At 68.4% G+C, this 15,443-nt stretch carries 16 protein-coding genes; 8 read left to right on the forward strand and 8 right to left on the reverse strand.

Annotation, left to right across the window (positions count from 1 at the left end; all coding sequences use genetic code 11):
* Window positions 1–134 precede the first annotated feature (134 nt).
* The 3 genes from OHB24_RS00665 to OHB24_RS00675 form a co-directional block, all read right to left on the reverse strand.
* A complete protein-coding gene (locus OHB24_RS00665; protein WP_327636929.1) occupies window positions 135–344 on the reverse strand; it encodes a DUF6343 family protein in 210 nt (69 codons plus the stop codon).
* A 53-nt stretch (window positions 345–397) separates the two neighbouring features.
* Window positions 398–1,069 carry a FadR/GntR family transcriptional regulator gene (locus OHB24_RS00670; protein WP_327636930.1) on the reverse strand — a complete coding sequence of 224 codons (672 nt, stop codon included), beginning with the start codon at window positions 1,067–1,069 and terminating at the stop codon, window positions 398–400.
* A 123-nt stretch (window positions 1,070–1,192) separates the two neighbouring features.
* Window positions 1,193–2,161, reverse strand: coding sequence for a helix-turn-helix transcriptional regulator (locus OHB24_RS00675; protein ID WP_327636931.1), 969 nt, complete (start codon window positions 2,159–2,161; stop codon window positions 1,193–1,195).
* 71 nt (window positions 2,162–2,232) lie between these two features.
* On the opposite strand from OHB24_RS00675, the gene OHB24_RS00680 reads away from it, so the two are divergent.
* From OHB24_RS00680 to OHB24_RS00695, 4 genes are all read left to right on the forward strand, one after another.
* Window positions 2,233–2,520: a hypothetical protein gene (locus OHB24_RS00680; RefSeq protein ID WP_327636932.1), complete on the forward strand. Its 288-nt coding sequence runs from the start codon at window positions 2,233–2,235 to the stop codon at window positions 2,518–2,520.
* Between the two features lie 465 nt (window positions 2,521–2,985).
* Window positions 2,986–6,789 (forward strand): multifunctional oxoglutarate decarboxylase/oxoglutarate dehydrogenase thiamine pyrophosphate-binding subunit/dihydrolipoyllysine-residue succinyltransferase subunit, encoded by a 3,804-nt coding sequence (locus OHB24_RS00685; protein ID WP_327636933.1) that lies wholly within the window; start codon window positions 2,986–2,988, stop codon window positions 6,787–6,789.
* Window position 6,790: 1 nt separating this feature from the next.
* Window positions 6,791–6,967, forward strand: coding sequence for a DUF6104 family protein (locus OHB24_RS00690; protein WP_165546322.1), 177 nt, complete (start codon window positions 6,791–6,793; stop codon window positions 6,965–6,967).
* 12 nt (window positions 6,968–6,979) lie between these two features.
* Entirely contained in the window at window positions 6,980–7,705 is a 726-nt protein-coding gene (locus OHB24_RS00695; RefSeq protein WP_327636934.1) for an AAA family ATPase, read from the forward strand.
* Here OHB24_RS00695 and OHB24_RS00700 read toward each other — a convergent pair.
* Window positions 7,702–8,052, reverse strand: coding sequence for an ArsR/SmtB family transcription factor (locus tag OHB24_RS00700; RefSeq protein ID WP_327636935.1), 351 nt, complete (start codon window positions 8,050–8,052; stop codon window positions 7,702–7,704). The genes OHB24_RS00695 and OHB24_RS00700 overlap by 4 nt on opposite strands.
* A 79-nt stretch (window positions 8,053–8,131) precedes the next feature.
* Here OHB24_RS00700 and OHB24_RS00705 point away from each other — a divergent pair, with 79 nt between their 5' ends.
* A complete protein-coding gene (locus OHB24_RS00705) occupies window positions 8,132–9,406 on the forward strand; it encodes a sodium:proton exchanger (protein ID WP_327636936.1) in 1,275 nt (424 codons plus the stop codon).
* Here the strand turns inward: OHB24_RS00705 and OHB24_RS00710 are convergent.
* The 4 genes from OHB24_RS00710 to OHB24_RS00725 form a co-directional block, all read right to left on the reverse strand.
* A complete protein-coding gene (locus OHB24_RS00710; protein WP_327636937.1) occupies window positions 9,403–9,699 on the reverse strand; it encodes a WhiB family transcriptional regulator in 297 nt (98 codons plus the stop codon). The genes OHB24_RS00705 and OHB24_RS00710 overlap by 4 nt on opposite strands.
* A gap of 95 nt (window positions 9,700–9,794) precedes the next feature.
* A complete protein-coding gene (locus OHB24_RS00715; RefSeq protein ID WP_327636938.1) occupies window positions 9,795–10,298 on the reverse strand; it encodes a GNAT family N-acetyltransferase in 504 nt (167 codons plus the stop codon).
* Window positions 10,299–11,267 (reverse strand): zinc-binding dehydrogenase, encoded by a 969-nt coding sequence (locus tag OHB24_RS00720; RefSeq protein WP_327636939.1) that lies wholly within the window; start codon window positions 11,265–11,267, stop codon window positions 10,299–10,301. It lies immediately after the preceding gene.
* A 45-nt stretch (window positions 11,268–11,312) separates the two neighbouring features.
* Window positions 11,313–12,512, reverse strand: coding sequence for an NAD(P)-dependent malic enzyme (locus OHB24_RS00725; protein ID WP_327636940.1), 1,200 nt, complete (start codon window positions 12,510–12,512; stop codon window positions 11,313–11,315).
* A gap of 284 nt (window positions 12,513–12,796) precedes the next feature.
* Here OHB24_RS00725 and OHB24_RS00730 point away from each other — a divergent pair, with 284 nt between their 5' ends.
* The 3 genes from OHB24_RS00730 to OHB24_RS00740 are packed head-to-tail and all read left to right on the forward strand — an operon-like array spanning window position 12,797 to window position 15,221.
* On the forward strand, window positions 12,797–13,645 hold the full coding sequence (locus tag OHB24_RS00730; RefSeq protein ID WP_327636941.1) for an ABC transporter substrate-binding protein: 849 nt from the start codon (window positions 12,797–12,799) through the stop codon (window positions 13,643–13,645).
* The gene (locus OHB24_RS00735) at window positions 13,642–14,466 is read left to right on the forward strand and encodes an amino acid ABC transporter permease (protein ID WP_327636942.1); all 825 of its coding nucleotides are present in this window, start codon (window positions 13,642–13,644) and stop codon (window positions 14,464–14,466) included. Before OHB24_RS00730 ends, OHB24_RS00735 begins: the two co-directional genes overlap by 4 nt.
* The gene (locus OHB24_RS00740) at window positions 14,466–15,221 is read left to right on the forward strand and encodes an amino acid ABC transporter ATP-binding protein (RefSeq protein ID WP_327636943.1); all 756 of its coding nucleotides are present in this window, start codon (window positions 14,466–14,468) and stop codon (window positions 15,219–15,221) included. The genes OHB24_RS00735 and OHB24_RS00740 overlap by 1 nt, the downstream gene beginning before the upstream one ends.
* Window positions 15,222–15,443 lie beyond the last annotated feature (222 nt).

Raw genomic sequence — 15,443 nt, forward strand, 5'->3', positions numbered from 1 at the left:
CAACGAGGTCTCAACGAGACCGCACACCAAGACAGGTGGCGATCGATCGGCTGAAGAAAGACCTCGGAGCTACAACGCGGACCCCTGACGTCGGGAATGGGACGTTGTAAGAATACGGGCCGCCGGACGCGGCATCAACTCCTTTCCGAACGCTTGCGCCGGGCAACAACCACCAGGTCGACCAGCGCGACGACCGCGAACGCCCCGAAGACAATCACCCACCCGGCCGGAAGGTCGTAGACGACGGCCAACACCGCGGCCGCCACGAACAGCGCCACCCCGAACGCCGCCAGCACGATCCGCAAGGTCAGCGCACTACGAGGTGGAGGTGGTTCGAAGGCCACACCACCGGACTACCCCAGGACACCCACCGACACCAGACCTCGAACCACCCGGCTCAGGAGGCCTTGCGGAGCCAGGTTTCGACGCCGGCGATGTGGGCGGTCATCCAGGCGCGGGCCGCTTCGGCGTCGCGGATCTCGATGGCGTCCAGGATCGCGGCGTGCTCGGCGAGCGTGCGCTCGACCGCACCGGCCTGGGTGACGCCGCGCCAGATCCGGGCCCGCTGGGTCGCGCCGGAGATCCCGTCGAGCAGCGAGCAGACCACCTGGTTCCCGGTCGCCTCGGCGATCGCGCGATGGAACCGCAGGTCGTTCGCGACCAGCTCCTCGACCGAAGCATTCGGCGCCAGATCGCTGGTCAGCAGTCGCAGTTCGTTGATCTGTTCGACGCTGATCCGGGTCGCGGCCAGCGCCGCCACGCCGGGCTCGAGCAGGCGCCGTACCTCGAAGAACTGCAGCACCGAGTCGTCGCGGTGCAGGTCGACCATGAAGTTCAGCGCGTCCAGCAGGTGCGCCGAGTCCAGGCTGGTCACGTACGTCCCGTCGCCGTGCCGCACGTCCAGCACGTTGACGAGCGTGAGCGCCTTGACCGCCTCCCGCAGCGAGTTCCGCGACAACCCCAGCCGGGCGGCGAGATCCGCCTCCTTCGGCAACCGGTCCCCGGGCCCGAGCTCCCCCGAGGTGATCATCCCCTTGATCTTGACGATCGCCTCATCCGTCAACGCCATCCCGTCAGTATGCCGCCCGCCGAGCCCAAGAACAGGAGGTAGTGCTCGCCCGACGACGCCCACCCGCCTCAGGCACCCGGCCGCGGAGCCGATTTCGCCCACCACCTCCTGTTCTTAGGTACGTCACCCCGTCCCGGCGACGCGGGCGAGGAGGGTCGGGCGGGTGGTGGCGCCGGTCTTGGCGAGGATCGCCTTGACGTGGTCGTTGACGGTGTGTTCGGACAGGACCAGGCGCTGGGCGATGTGACGGGAGTCGGCGCCGGTGGTCAGCTCGGCGAGGATCTCGCGTTCGCGGGGCGTCAGGGCGTGCGCGAGGGCGAAGACTTCCAGGCGTTCGGCGGGTGTGGATTCCTCGATGGTGACCGCGAGATCGGAGTCAGGTGCGGTGCGGGCGGCCCGGAGGGTGACCCAGCGGCCGGCGCCCAGGTGGACACGTGACCAGGGCGGCCCGATCGGTACGCCGTTCTCGGCAGCAACGAGAGCTGCCGCCAGGTTGTACGCCGCCGCGGGGATCGCCTGCCCGACCACGGCGGGATCGTCCGGTGGGTTCAACCGATGCAGTGCCTCACGCGCCGCGGGCGTGCCGACCCGGACCTGCAGATCCGCGCTGAGAACGAGAACGGCCGGCCCGCCGGACGGAGGTGGGACCTGGGCGGTAAAGGTTCTTGCCTGGGCCCTTCGGAGGGCGGTGGTCAGCACCGGTAGGACGGACGCGATCAGGTCACGCTCGGCCGACGTGAAGGGCGAGCTGCTCGTGCGCCACAGGTCCAACCAGGCCCAGCAGCCGAAGCGGTCCGCGAAGACCGCGGTCAACACCTCGACGTCGTCCGTACGACGCCATACGACCGGCTCACCACCCACCATGAGGTTGGTCCAGCGCAGGTACCGCGACTGGATGAGAGCAGGAAGGTCCGGCCAGGACAGCCCTGGGATGTCGGCCAGAGGTGAGGTGCCGATCCTGGTGACCGGGTCGGTGAGAGTCCAGACGTAGGCGTCGAACGGCACGGCACGCCGCAGCTCGGTGAGCGCCCGCTCGCGCAGCGCCTTCGCGTCGAGCGTGCCGGAACACAGTCGCTCCACCCGATCCCGCACACCGTGAGCGTACGAAAGATCCCCAGGATCGGGGATGGGCCGGCACCACCCGGCAGGCTCACGCTGATCGCATGATCACACTGCACATCGAGAACACCATCGCCGACTACGACGCGTGGAAGGCGGCCTTCGACCGCTACGACCGCGCCCGCCGCGACCACCACGTGCTCGCGTACCGCATCAGCCGACCCGTCGACGACCCCGCCACAGTTCACATCGACCTCGACTTCGGCACCCGCGAGGACGCCACCGCCTTCATCCAGGTCCTCGAGAAGATCTGGCAGACCCCGCTCTCCGGGGCCGTCTCCAGCACCCACGCCGCCCCCGAACTGCGGACCCTCGAGGAGGCGACCACCTAGCACCCGCTCCCGGTCCGGAAGTTCTCCAGCCGATGAAGGCCAATCATGCCCAGGTGGACTGATTCGGAGCGTGACGTTGACCACACTTTTGCGCAGTGGTGATCGTCACGGGTGGCGAGTGGACAACTGCATACAGTGGGCAGCCACGCTCAGGGCGCCGTCCGGACCAGCCGCTCGGGACCGCCGGAAAGCCACCTCTGCAAGGCGTCCCGGAGCTATGACCGTTCCTCTCCGCGGCGGCGGGCGGTGAGAGGGCGGCATGTGGCCTGAAACACCTTTGTGGGCAGTGTTTCAGCCGCCGATGGATCCGGTCGCCAGAGCCCGACCACTCGACACACTGGTCCGGTGGTCCCGAGCTGTGGAAGTGGTCCCCCAGCTATTAGCCTTTGCTTGGGACACCACCCATAACATCAGCATTAACGAACCGCGGTACCGGACCCGAAATCGGAAGAGGCGAACTGCCAAGTGGCCACCGAGCCATCAGACACCAATCCCCTAGCAGCCTTCGGTGCGAACGAATGGCTGGTCGACGAGCTGTACGAGAAGTACCAGCAGGACCCGAATTCGGTGGATCCGGCGTGGTTGGACTTCTTCAAGACGTACAAGCCAGGTGACGCGACTCCGGTGAAGACCGCCCCGGCCGACGCTCCCCGACCGGACGCGGTGTCCGACAACAAGACCCCCGAGGCGCCGAGCCGCGGTACGGCGACGTCCGCGCCGGCCTCGAGCGCACCCGCGGCCACCACCGCGGCGACCCAGCCCACCCCGGCCGCTGCGCAGGCAGCCGCACCTCAGACGCAGCCGGCAGCGAAGCAAGCACCGGCCAAGTCCGGCGCCCCGACCGGAGGCACGGTGAACCAGCCGCCCAGCACCCAGGCCAAGCCCGCCCCCGCGGCCGGCGCGGACTCCGAGCGGCTGATTCTGCGCGGCGCCCCCGCGCGGACCGCGCAGAACATGGAGACCAGCCTCACGGTCCCCACCGCGACCAGCGTTCGCCAGGTGCCGGTCAAGCTGCTGATCGACAACCGGATCGTCATCAACAACCACCTCAAGCGCGCCCGCGGCGGCAAGGTGTCCTTCACCCACCTGATCGGCTGGGCGCTGGTCAAGGCGCTGAAGACGCTGCCGGACATGAACGCGTCGTACGACGAGACCGACGGCAAGCCGACCCTGGTCAACCCGGCGCACATCAACCTCGGCCTGGCCATCGACATGAAGAAGCCGGACGGCACCCGGCAGCTGCTGGTGCCGTCGATCAAGGCGACCGAGACGATGACGTTCGCCGACTTCTGGATGGCCTACGAGGACATCGTCCGCCGGGCCCGCGACAACAAGCTCGCGCTGCCGGACTTCCAGGGCACCACGATCAGCCTGACCAACCCCGGCACGATCGGCACCCAGCACTCGGTGCCGCGGCTGATGAGCGGCCAGGGCTGCATCATCGGCGTCGGCGCGATGGAGTACCCGACGGAGTACCAGGGCGCGGCCGAGGAGACGATGGCCAAGCTCGCGGTCAGCAAGGTGATGACGCTGACCTCGACGTACGACCACCGGATCATCCAGGGCGCCCAGTCGGGTGAGTTCCTGCGCCGGATCCACCAGCTGCTGCTCGGCGGCGAGGGCTTCTACGACGAGATCTTCCAGTCGCTGCGGATCCCCTACGAGCCGATCCGCTGGGCCGCCGACCTCCCGCACAGCCACGAGGAGGACATCAGCAAGCAGGCTCGGATCCTCGAGCTGATCCACGCGTTCCGGGTGCGCGGCCACATCATGGCCGACACCGACCCGCTGGAGTACAAGCAGCGCAGCCACCCCGACCTCGACGTCGCCACCCACGGCCTGACGCTGTGGGACCTGGACCGCGAGTTCGCCACCGGATCGTTCGGCGGCAACGACCGGCGGTTCATGAAGCTCCGCGAGATCCTCGGCATCCTGCGCGACTCGTACTGCCGGACCACCGGTATCGAGTACATGCACATCCAGGACCCCGAGCAGCGCAAGTGGATCCAGGAGCGGGTCGAGCGGCCGCACACCAAGCCGCCGCGCGAGGAGCAGCTCCGGATCCTGGCCAAGCTGAACGAGGCCGAGGCGTTCGAGACCTTCCTGCAGACCAAGTACGTCGGTCAGCGCCGCTTCTCGCTCGAGGGCGCGGAGACCACGATCCCGCTGCTCGACGAGCTCTGCGAGGAGGCGGCCGGCGCCGGCCTGGAAGAGGTCGCGATCGGCATGGCGCACCGCGGCCGGCTGAACGTGCTGGCCAACATCGTCGGCAAGTCGTACGGACAGATCTTCCGCGAGTTCGAGGGCAACATCGACCCGCGGACCGTGCAGGGCTCCGGCGACGTCAAGTACCACCTGGGCGCCGAGGGCGAGTTCGTCTCCGAGTTCGGCGACAAGATCAAGGTCTCGGTGGCGGCGAACCCGTCCCACCTGGAGACCGTCGACCCGGTGCTCGAGGGCATCGTCCGGGCCAAGCAGGACATCCTGGACCGCGGCGCCGCGTTCCCGGTGCTGCCGCTGCTCGTCCACGGTGACGCGGCCTTCGCCGGCCAGGGCGTGGTGGCGGAGACGCTGAACCTGTCCCAGCTGCGCGGCTACCGGACCGGCGGCACGATCCACGTGATCGTGAACAACCAGGTCGGCTTCACCACCTCGCCGGCCTCGTCGCGCTCGTCGATGTACTCCACCGACGTGGCCCGGATGGTGCAGGCGCCGATCTTCCACGTGAACGGCGACGACCCCGAGGCCTGCATCCGGGTCGCGGACCTGGCCTTCGAGTACCGGCAGGCGTTCAACAAGGACGTCGTCATCGACCTGGTCTGCTACCGCCGCCGCGGTCACAACGAGGGTGACGACCCGAGCTTCACCCAGCCGCTGATGTACGACCTGATCGAGCAGAAGCGCTCGGTCCGCAAGCTCTACACCGAGGCCCTGATCGGCCGTGGCGACATCACGATCGAAGAGGCCGAGCAGGCCATGCAGGACTTCCAGCACCGGCTCGAGCGGGTCTTCGCGGAGGTCCGCGAGGCGAAGAGCCAGCCCGACACGCCGCCGCCGTACGTGACGGCGCCGGACTACCCGGACAAGCCGGAGGGCCCGGACGCGACCGCGATCACGCCGGAGGTGCTGAAGAAGATCGCCGACGCGCACACCACGCTGCCGGCCGGCTTCACCGTGCACCCGAAGGTGATGCCGCAGCTGCAGCGCCGCGCGCACGCGATCACCGAGGGCCCGATCGACTGGGCCAGCGCGGAGATCACCGCCCTCGGCTCGCTGCTGCTCGACGGACGTCCGGTCCGGCTCGCCGGTCAGGACAGCCGTCGCGGCACGTTCGTCCAGCGGTTCGCCGCCGTCATCGACCGGGTCAACGGGCAGGACTACGTCCCGCTGCAGCACCTGGACGAGGGCGGTCAGGGGAACTTCTACGTCTACGACTCGCTGCTCAGCGAGTACGCCGCACTCGGCTTCGAGTACGGGTACTCCGTGGCGCGGCCCGAGGCGCTGACCCTCTGGGAGGCGCAGTTCGGCGACTTCGTGAACGGCGCCCAGTCGGTCATCGACGAGTACATCTCGTCCGGTGAGGCGAAGTGGGGCCAGAAGTCCGGCGTCGTGCTGCTGCTGCCGCACGGCTACGAGGGCCAGGGCCCGGACCACACCTCGGCCCGGATCGAGCGGTTCCTGGCGCTGTGCGCGGAGGACGCGATGACGGTGGCGCAGCCGTCGACCCCGGCGTCGTACTTCCACCTGCTCCGCCGGCACACGCTCGGCGAGGAGCACGTCCCGATGATCGTCTTCACGCCGAAGCAGCTGCTGCGGCGCAAGGAGGCGGTGTCGCAGCCGGAGGAGCTGACCCACGGCACCTTCAAGCCGGTGCTCAGCGACGCCGAGGCCGAGACGAACGCGGCAGGTGTCGAGCGGGTGATCCTGGCCTCCGGCCGGATCGTGTACGACCTGCTCGCAGAGCGGAAGACGGTCGAGGCGGACAAGATCAGCACCGCGATCCTCCGGGTCGAGCAGCTCTACCCGCTGCCCGCCGACGAGATCGTCGCCGAGCTGGCGAAGTACCCGAACGCGACCGAGATCCGCTGGGTGCAGGACGAGCCGGCGAACCAGGGCCCGTGGCCGTTCATGGCGCTGAACCTGACCGAGCACCTGGGCGGCAAGCCGTTCTACCGGGTGTCCCGGCCGGCCATGTCCGCCCCGGCGGTCGGCTCGCACGGTGTGCACGGCACCGAGCAGGCGACGCTGCTGAAGCAGGCGTTCAGCTGACGTGTACTTCACCGACCGCGGGATCGAGGAACTCGAGAAGCGACGTGGCGAGGAGGATGTCACGCTCGCTTTCGTGGCCGAACGGCTGCGCGAGTTCGTCGACCTGAACCCGGAGTTCGAGACGCCGATCGAGCGGTTCGCCACCTGGCTGGCCCGCTTGGACGACGAGGACGACTAGTAGCCTGAGCGAATGCCCTTCGCCTCGCAGCCTGTACGACGGGTTGCCGCCGCGGAGGGCATTCGCGCGTCCGGCCACTGGCCGCACACCATTCCCGCCGTACGCCAACTCCTGACCGACGGCCTGGACCTCGACCCCGGCGTCACGTTCCTGGTCGGCGAAAACGGCGCCGGCAAGTCCACCCTCGTCGAGGCGATCGCAGTCGCGTTCGGGCTCTCACCCGAAGGTGGTTCCACCGGCGCCCGACTCACCACGCGGGCAACCGAGTCATCGCTCGCCGACGACCTGCAACTGACCCGCGGCGTCGGCGCCAAGCGCGCGGGTTTCTTCCTCCGCGCCGAGACGATGCACGGCTTCTACACCTACCTGGAGCAGAACCCGCGGCCGTCAGGCCCTCCGGACACGGCGTTCCACGAGATGAGCCACGGCGAGAGCTTCCTCAATCTGATCAGCGACCGCTTCACCCGACACGGCTTCTACTGTCTCGACGAGCCCGAGTCGGCCCTCTCGTTCTCCAGCAGCCTGGCCGTGGTCGGCGTGCTCAACCAACTCGCCGAGGCCGGCTCACAGGTGCTGTGCGCCACCCACTCCCCCGTGATCGCCGCCCTCCCCGGCGCGACCATCCTCGAGGTCGGCGAGTGGGGCATCCGCTGTACGACGTGGGAGGACCTGGAACTCGTCCAGAACTGGAAGGCATACCTGCAGGCGCCCGAGCGGTACCTGCGCCACGTGCTCTAGTCCGTGTGCAGCGGTCTCGTGCGGCGTGGCGGGTCGGGGGCCAGGGTGCCGTCGGGGGCGATGTGCTCGAAGATCTGGTCGACCAGGTTCAGCACGTGCGGGTCGTCGACGGTGTAGATGTGGCGGCGGCCCTCGCGGCGCGCGGTGATGATCCCGGCCAGCCGGAGCTTGCCGAGGTGCTGGCTGGCGGTGGCGATGCTGACGCCGACCCGCTCCGCCAGGGTGCCGACGTCGTACTCCCCCTGGGCGGCCAGCGACACCAGGTGCAACCGGACCGGAGCGGAGAGCATGGCGAAGGTGCCCGCGGCGGAATCGAGCTGCGCCTTCGTCGGTTCAGGGTTGGTCATCGCGCAGTCATTGTGACCGCTCAGGTGGTCTCCGGGCAGTGCGCCGGGCCGTCGTGAGGACGGTCTCATACTTTCGCAATTGCGAAAGTATCGAAACGGTGGCAGGCTGGAAGGCGTGTTCCGAGCCCTCCGCCCTGTTCTGTTGCTGCTCCTGGTGGCGATCCCCGCGGTCGCCCTCCGGGTCACCGGCAGCCATCCCCCGGCGCTCGCGTCGATCCTGATCTTCGGCCTCGCCGTGGTCGCCGCATCGTTCGTGCTGGCCTGGGCGGCGGAAGCAGCGGAGATGGACATCTCGGGCGGTCTCGCGATCGCGCTGCTCGCGGTCATCGCCGTACTGCCGGAGTACGCGGTGGACCTGTATTTCGCGCACACCGCCGGCTCGAACCCGGAGTACGTGCAGTACGCCGCCGCCAACATGACCGGATCGAACCGGTTGCTGCTCGGCCTCGGCTGGTCCAGCGTCGTCCTGATCAGCCTGTACGTCGCTTCGCGGCGGAGCGGGCGCTCGGTCAAGGCGCTCGTACTCGAGACCGGGTACCGGCGTGAGCTGGGCTTCCTCGCTGTCGCCGGTGTGGTCGCGTTCGTGATCCCGGTGACCGGCGAGATCCACCTGCTGCTGGGGATCCTGCTGCTCGCGTTCTTCGCGTTCTACCTGTACCGGGCGGCGACGTCGGAGCATGACGACGAGCCGGACCTGATCGGGCCGGCGGCGAGGATCGGCGCGCTGCCCACGCTTCACCGCCGGATCACGGTGACCGCGATGTTCCTGGTCTCGGCCGGGGTGATCCTGGCGGCCGCGGAGCCGTTCGCGGACTCGCTCGTCCAAGGCGGTCACACGCTCGGGATCGACCAGTTCCTGCTGGTCCAGTGGCTGGCTCCGCTGGCGTCCGAGGCGCCGGAGTTCATCGTGGCGCTGCTGTTCGCCTGGCGGGGCAAGGGCGCTGCGGCGCTGGGTCTGCTGATCTCGGCCAAGGTGAACCAGTGGACGCTGCTGATCGGGAGCCTGCCGATCGCGTACGGGATCGGTGGCGGCGGCGTCGCGCTGCACCTGGACGGGCGGCAGGTCGAGGAGTTCCTGCTCACCGCCACGCAGACGCTGCTCGGCCTTGCGATCCTGCTGAACCTGCGCTTCCCGCGGTGGGCGGCGTGGACGTTGCTGGGTCTGTTCGCGATCCAGTTCGCCGTACCGGGTCAGACCGGGCGCTACGTGATCAGCGCGATCTACCTCGTGCTCGCGGCCGGCGCGGCGATCCACAACCGCGACCAGCTGGTGCCGACGATCCTCGCCCCGTTCCGGCGTACCTCTACGGAGCCCGTCGACGCGGAACGCGCCGACGAGCTCGTGAACGTCTAGCTGGCCTGCTGCTCTTCGATGATCGGGCGGGTACGGCGTTCCTGCGGGCCGGGGCGGCCGCGGCGGCGGCCGGCGAGGAACTTCTCGCCCGCGGCGGTGCCGGTGAACTTGGTCCGGCGGGCCCACTCGCGGCATTCCTCGATCACCGGGCACGACGTCAGGCAGATGGCCTGGGCCTTGCGCTGCTCCCACGAGCTGGCCGTCTCGTCGTACGACGGCGCCTGACCGACACAGGCGGCCTTCACCATCCAGTTGTCGGCCGGGTCGACAATCACCGTCAAAGTGGGCCTCATGGGCTTCATCGCTCCTCATCGATCAGGCGGATCGTAGGAACAGAGTGACCCCGTCGCGTTGCCCCGATGCGACGCCAATGTTTCAGCCGTGAAACTTAGTACCTGACCAGGCGGATCTCCTGGAGATCGAAGTACGGGTCGTGCTTGCGGACGCCGTCCGGCTCGAACCCGTGCCGGCGGTAGAACCCCAGCGCCCGCTCGTTCCCCTCGAAGACCCACAGGAACGCCGGCTGCTTGCCGACGGCAACGTCGAGCAGCCGGGCTCCGAGACCGGTCTTCCAGAACGCCTGGCGGGTGTAGATCGCCTCCAGCTCGAACGCGACCGGCCCGTCCTCGTCACGGCCCGGCCCAGTGCCGATGAAGCCGGCCACGCGCTCCTGGAGCGGTGCAGCGGGGTCCGGGTTCAGGGCGATCCAGCGCGTGCTTCCCTCGCCCAGCCGGGTAGCCCAGCGTTCGGTACGGCGGTCGATGTCGGACGTCCGCTCGAGCAGCAGGTCGTCCGCCACCAGACCGGCGTACGCCTCCCGCCAGCACAACAGATGACACCACGCGGCCGCCTCGGCGTCCTCGACCGTGGCCGGCCTGATCTCGGGTTGCATTCAGACAGTAAAAACGATCTTGCCGAAGACGTCGCCGGCATTCATCTTCTCGAAGCCGGTGCGGGCGTCGGTGAGCGGGAGGACCGTGTCGATGTGCGGCGAGATGCCGGCGTTCGCCATGAACTGCACCAGCTCGGCAAGCTCGGTCCGGGTGCCCATCGTCGAGCCCTGGACCCGCAGCTGCAGGAAGAAGATCCGGTTCAGCTCGGCCGACTTCGGCGCCTGGCCGCTGGTCGCGCCGGAGATCACCAGCGTGCCGCCCTGCTTCAGCGACTTGAGCGAATGCGACCACGTCGCCTGCCCGACCGTCTCCATCACCGCGTCGACCCGCTCCGGCAGCCGCGCGCCGGACTCGAACGCGTCGTGTGCCCCGATCTCGACCGCCCTGGCCCGCTTGCCCTCGTCCCGGCTGGTCGCCCACACCCGGATCCCGCCGGCCCGCGCCAGCGTGATCAGCGCCGTCGCCACGCCGCCGCCCGCGCCCTGCACGAGGACCGTGTCACCCGGCTTGAGCCCCGACTGCGTGAACAGCATCCGGTACGCCGTCAGCCACGCCGTCGGCAGGCACGCAGCCTGCTCGAAGCTCATCCCGGCAGGCTTCGGTACGACGTTCCGCGCCGGTACGGCGACCTTCTGGGCCAGCGTGCCCTGGTACCGCTCGCTCAGCAGCGACCGCTTCGGGTCCAGCGTCTCGTCGCCCTTCCACGCCGGGTCCGAGACCACCGCGTGGACGACGACCTCGTTCCCGTCCGGGTCCACGCCCGCCGCGTCACACCCGAGGATCATCGGCAGATTCTGCTCAGCCAGCCCGACCCCCTTCAACGACCACAGATCGTGATGGTTGAGCGCAGTCGCCCGTACGTCGATGGTCACCCATCCCTCGGGCACCGTCGGATCGGGCCGCTCCCCCACCTCCAGCGCGGCGATCGGGTTGTCGGCATCGAACTTGGCGGCATAAGCAGCAAGCATGCGAACCACCCTAGGCGCTGGTACACCCCAAGTCAGTTACCGAATTCACCCGCGGGCGACACCGTCGGTATCGGCGGCGGCTGCCACGGCGGCGGATACTGCCGGGGCGACGCGTTCGTCGAAGGGGGACGGGATGATGTAGTCGGGGCGGAGGTCCGACTCCGAGATGAGGCTCGCGAGGGCGTCGGCGGCGGCCAGTTTCATGCCTTCGGTGATGCGGGAGGCGTTCGCGTCGAAGGCGCCGCGGAAGATGCCCGGGAAGGCCAGGACGTTGTTGATCTGGTTGGGGAAGTCGGAGCGGCCGGTGGCGACCACCGCGGCGTGCCGGTGCGCGATGTCCGGGTGGACCTCGGGGTTCGGGTTGGCCAGCGCGAAGATCATCGCGTTGTCGGCCATCTGCGCGACAGCCTCCTCAGGGACGGTCCCTCCGGAGACGCCGAGGAACAGGTCCGCGCCCGCAAGCGCGTCGACCAGCCGGCCGGAGATCCCGCCGGTGTTGGTGTCCCGGGCGAGCGACAACTTCACCGGGTTCAGGTCGGCACGATCCTCGTGCAGCACACCCTTGCTGTCGACGACCGCGAGGTCACCGACCCCTGCCTGCAAAAGGATCCGGGCACACGCGACCCCGGCCGCACCCGCTCCGGAGATCACCACGCGGATCTCCGAGATCGACTTCCCGGTGACTCGCAACGCGTTGCGGAGCGCGGCGAGTACGACGACCGCCGTACCGTGCTGGTCGTCGTGGAAGACCGGGATGTCGAGCCGCTCCTTCAGCCGGCGCTCGATCTCGAAGCAGCGCGGCGCGGAGATGTCCTCGAGGTTGATCCCGCCGAACGACGGTGCCATCCGCGCGACCGTGTCGACGAACTCGTCCACGTCGGTGCAGTCCAGCGCAATCGGCACCGAGTCGACGCCGCCGAACTCCTTGAACAGCAGCGCCTTGCCCTCCATCACCGGCAGCGACGCGGCCGGCCCGATGTCGCCGAGGCCGAGGACCGCGGTGCCGTCGGTGACGACCGCGACCACGTTCGACTTCCAGGTGTAGCGCCCGACCAGCGACGGGTCCTCGGCGATCGCGGTGCAGACCCGGGCGACGCCTGGCGTGTACGCCTTCGACAGGTCGTCGGCGTCCTTGACGTGGATCGTGGACGTGACCTCGATCTTTCCGCCGCGATGCAGTTCGAAAACGGCATCTCCGGCGTACTGATCGGAGGGAAGAGTGGGCTCAACAGCCTGGGCGACCATGCGGGGACCCTTCGGGGTAAATCGAGCGGAACGTGAGGTAGTGGGCGTTCGATGAGGGTGCGTCGAACGGCGCCGTTGCCAGGGGGTCACCCGTCGAACGAGTAAACCACAGGCCCACTGGTCTGCTCTGTGAGGGCCACCACAGGCGCCCGCGACGGTGACGATCGAGTCTCGTCGGGAGTCGACAGCCGACACGCGGTTGCTTGCTGTGTCAGGATGCGGGCATCCGGCCTTGGGTACCGTCCGGGCCGGCGTTCCACAACCAGTGTCGAGGAGTACCAGCGATGAACATCGTCTCAACCCTCCGCAAGAGTCGCCTGACTGTCGCCGCTGCCTCTGTGGCGGTGTTCGCGCTCGCGCTATCGGCCTGCGGCAACGACTCGGACAGCGGCGGAGGAGGCGAGGACAAAGCGAAGGCGGCCGGCATCACCTTGGTGAAGCCCGGCAAGCTGACGGTCTGCACGCACCTGTCGTACAAGCCCTTCGAGTACAAGGAGGGCACCAAGGTGGTCGGCTTCGACGTCGACCTGCTCGACCTGCTCGCCAAGGACCTCGGCGTCGAGCAGGAAGTGATCAGCATCGAGTGGGCCCAGGTCACCTCCGGCGCCGCCTACCAGGCCAAGAAGTGCGACATGGGCATGGGCGCGATGACGATCAACGCGTCGCGCAAGGCCGCGATCGGGATCAGCGACCCGTACATGGACGCGACCCAGGTGCTACTGGTGAAGAAGGGTGCGCCGTACAAGTCGCTCGCCGACCTGAAGGGCAAGAAGATCGGCGTCCAGGCCGACACCACGGGCAAGGACTACGCCGACGCGGCGTCGAAGAAGCTCGGCTTCGAGGTCGTCGTGTTCAACGATCTCGCCCTCCAGACCAACAACGTCAAGTCGGGCCGCGTCGACGCCGCCATCAACGACAACGGCGCGCTGTACAACTTCGTCACGTCCAACCCGGACACCGAGGTGACGGCCGAGTTCAACACCGGCGAGCAGTACGGCTTCGCGGCCAAGAAGGACGACCCCAGCGCCACCAAGCTGCTGACCAAGTTCAACGAACTGCTGGCCAAGGCCAAGTCCGACGGCACCTACAACCAGATCTTCAAGAAGTGGTTCGGGGTGGAGCCGAAGAAGTGACGGTCTCCGACGCGGTAGTCGAGAAGCGCCGCGGGCTCAGCCCGCGGCAACGCGCCCAACGCTCTCGCGGCATCCAGTACGCCGTCCTGATCGTCATCGTCGTGGTGGCGGCCTTCACGGCCAACTGGAGTCAGATCGCAAACGTCTTCTTCAAACCGGAGTTCGTGAAGTCCGCGTTCACCAGTGGGCTGCCCGGAGCGTTCCTGAAGACCATCGAGTACACGGCCGGGGCCTTCGTCATCGGCCTGCTCGGCGGCACCCTGCTCGCGCTGATGCGGCTCAGCCCGGTCGCGCCGTACCGCTGGCTGGCGACGGCCTACATCGAGTTCTTCCGGGGGCTGCCGGCGATCGTCGTGTTCGTGGCGTTCAGTCTGCTGCCGTTGGCGTTCGCCGACCTGGTCATCCCGTTCGACCCCTACGGCACCGTCTGGCTGGCGCTCGGTATCGTCGCCGCCGCCTACATGGCCGAGGTGATCCGGGCCGGCATCCAGGCGGTGCCGAAAGGGCAGATCGAGGCCGCCCGGTCGCTCGGCATGCCGGCCGGCGTCGCGACCCGCAAGATCGTGCTGCCACAGGCGTTCCGGATCGTACTGCCGCCGCTGGCCAACGACCTGATCCTGCTGGTGAAGGACTCGTCGCTGGTCTTCATCATCGGCACTTCCGCGGCGGCGTACGAGCTGACCGGCTTCGGCCGCGACCTGGCCAACACCGAGTCGAACCTGACCCCGCTCGTCACCGCCGGCTTCTGCTATCTGATCATCACCCTGCCACTCGGCCTGCTGGTCCGCTGGCTGGAGGCCAAGGCTGCGAGGGCACACTGATGGCGCTGGTGGAGATCCAGAACCTGCACAAATCGTTCGGCAGCAACCACGTCCTGCGCGGTATCGACTTCACCGTCGAGGAGGGCGAGGTCGTCTGCGTGATCGGGCCGTCCGGCTCGGGCAAGTCGACCCTGCTGCGTTGCGTCAATCTGCTCGAGGTACCGCAGGAGGGCCAGGTCTTCGTCCGTGGTGAGGACATCACCGACCGGGACTGCCACCTGGACGCCGCCCGGCAGCAGATCGGCATGGTGTTCCAGCAGTTCAACCTGTTCCCGCACCTGTCGGTGCTGGACAACTGCACGGTGGCGCAGACGACCGTACTCAAGCGCAGCAGGGCCAAGGCGGAGCAGATCGCCCGGGACACCCTGGATCGAGTCGGCCTGAGCGACAAGGTGACCGCCTATCCCATGCAGTTGTCCGGCGGCCAGCAGCAGCGGGTGGCGATCGCCCGCGCGCTGTCGATGGACCCGGCGCTGATGCTGTTCGACGAGCCCACGTCCGCGCTCGACCCGGAACTCGTCGGCGACGTGCTCACGGTGATGCGCAAGCTCGCGCTCGACGGTATGACGATGCTCGTCGTCACCCACGAGATGGCGTTCGCGCGCGAGGTGGCGGACCGGGTGGTGTTCATGGACGGCGGCGTGATCGTCGAGCAGGGACCGCCTGCCGAGGTGATCGGCAACCCCAAGGAAGAACGCACCCGCACGTTCCTCCGCCGAGTCCTGGACCCCACCCACGTCGAGCCGACCCCCTGAAACCAACTTTGGGAAGCCACCAACCACTTTCGCGCCGCGATTCTGGTTGGTGGCTTCTCAAAGTTGCCGTGGTTCGTCACGCTGCGTGGCGGGGTGGTCGCTGGGTACGCAGCGTCACGGCGGGGAAGCTACGAATCGGTCTCTGTTCGGGGATGGTCCGTGCGCTGCCCGCAGGGCGCTGTGTCAAGATGCGGACACATGGCACCGGGCCGACCGGTGCCC

The organism is Kribbella sp. NBC_00482 (genome assembly GCF_036013725.1).
Classification (GTDB): Bacteria; Actinomycetota; Actinomycetes; order Propionibacteriales; family Kribbellaceae; genus Kribbella.

Excerpts from the sequence above, each read along its gene's own strand:
- OHB24_RS00725 (WP_327636940.1), bottom strand. The coding sequence starts at position 12,512 with ATGGTCGCCCAGGCTGTTGAGCCCACTCTTCCCTCCGATCAGTACGCC.
- OHB24_RS00700 (WP_327636935.1), bottom strand. The coding sequence starts at position 8,052 with ATGACCAACCCTGAACCGACGAAGGCGCAGCTCGATTCCGCCGCGGGC.
- OHB24_RS00670 (WP_327636930.1), bottom strand. The coding sequence starts at position 1,069 with ATGGCGTTGACGGATGAGGCGATCGTCAAGATCAAGGGGATGATCACC.
- OHB24_RS00715 (WP_327636938.1), bottom strand. The coding sequence starts at position 10,298 with ATGCAACCCGAGATCAGGCCGGCCACGGTCGAGGACGCCGAGGCGGCC.
- OHB24_RS00740 (WP_327636943.1), top strand. The coding sequence starts at position 14,466 with ATGGCGCTGGTGGAGATCCAGAACCTGCACAAATCGTTCGGCAGCAAC.
- OHB24_RS00680 (WP_327636932.1), top strand. The coding sequence starts at position 2,233 with ATGATCACACTGCACATCGAGAACACCATCGCCGACTACGACGCGTGG.
- OHB24_RS00730 (WP_327636941.1), top strand. The coding sequence starts at position 12,797 with ATGAACATCGTCTCAACCCTCCGCAAGAGTCGCCTGACTGTCGCCGCT.
- OHB24_RS00720 (WP_327636939.1), bottom strand. The coding sequence starts at position 11,267 with ATGCTTGCTGCTTATGCCGCCAAGTTCGATGCCGACAACCCGATCGCC.
- OHB24_RS00695 (WP_327636934.1), top strand. The coding sequence starts at position 6,980 with ATGCCCTTCGCCTCGCAGCCTGTACGACGGGTTGCCGCCGCGGAGGGC.
- OHB24_RS00710 (WP_327636937.1), bottom strand. The coding sequence starts at position 9,699 with ATGAGGCCCACTTTGACGGTGATTGTCGACCCGGCCGACAACTGGATG.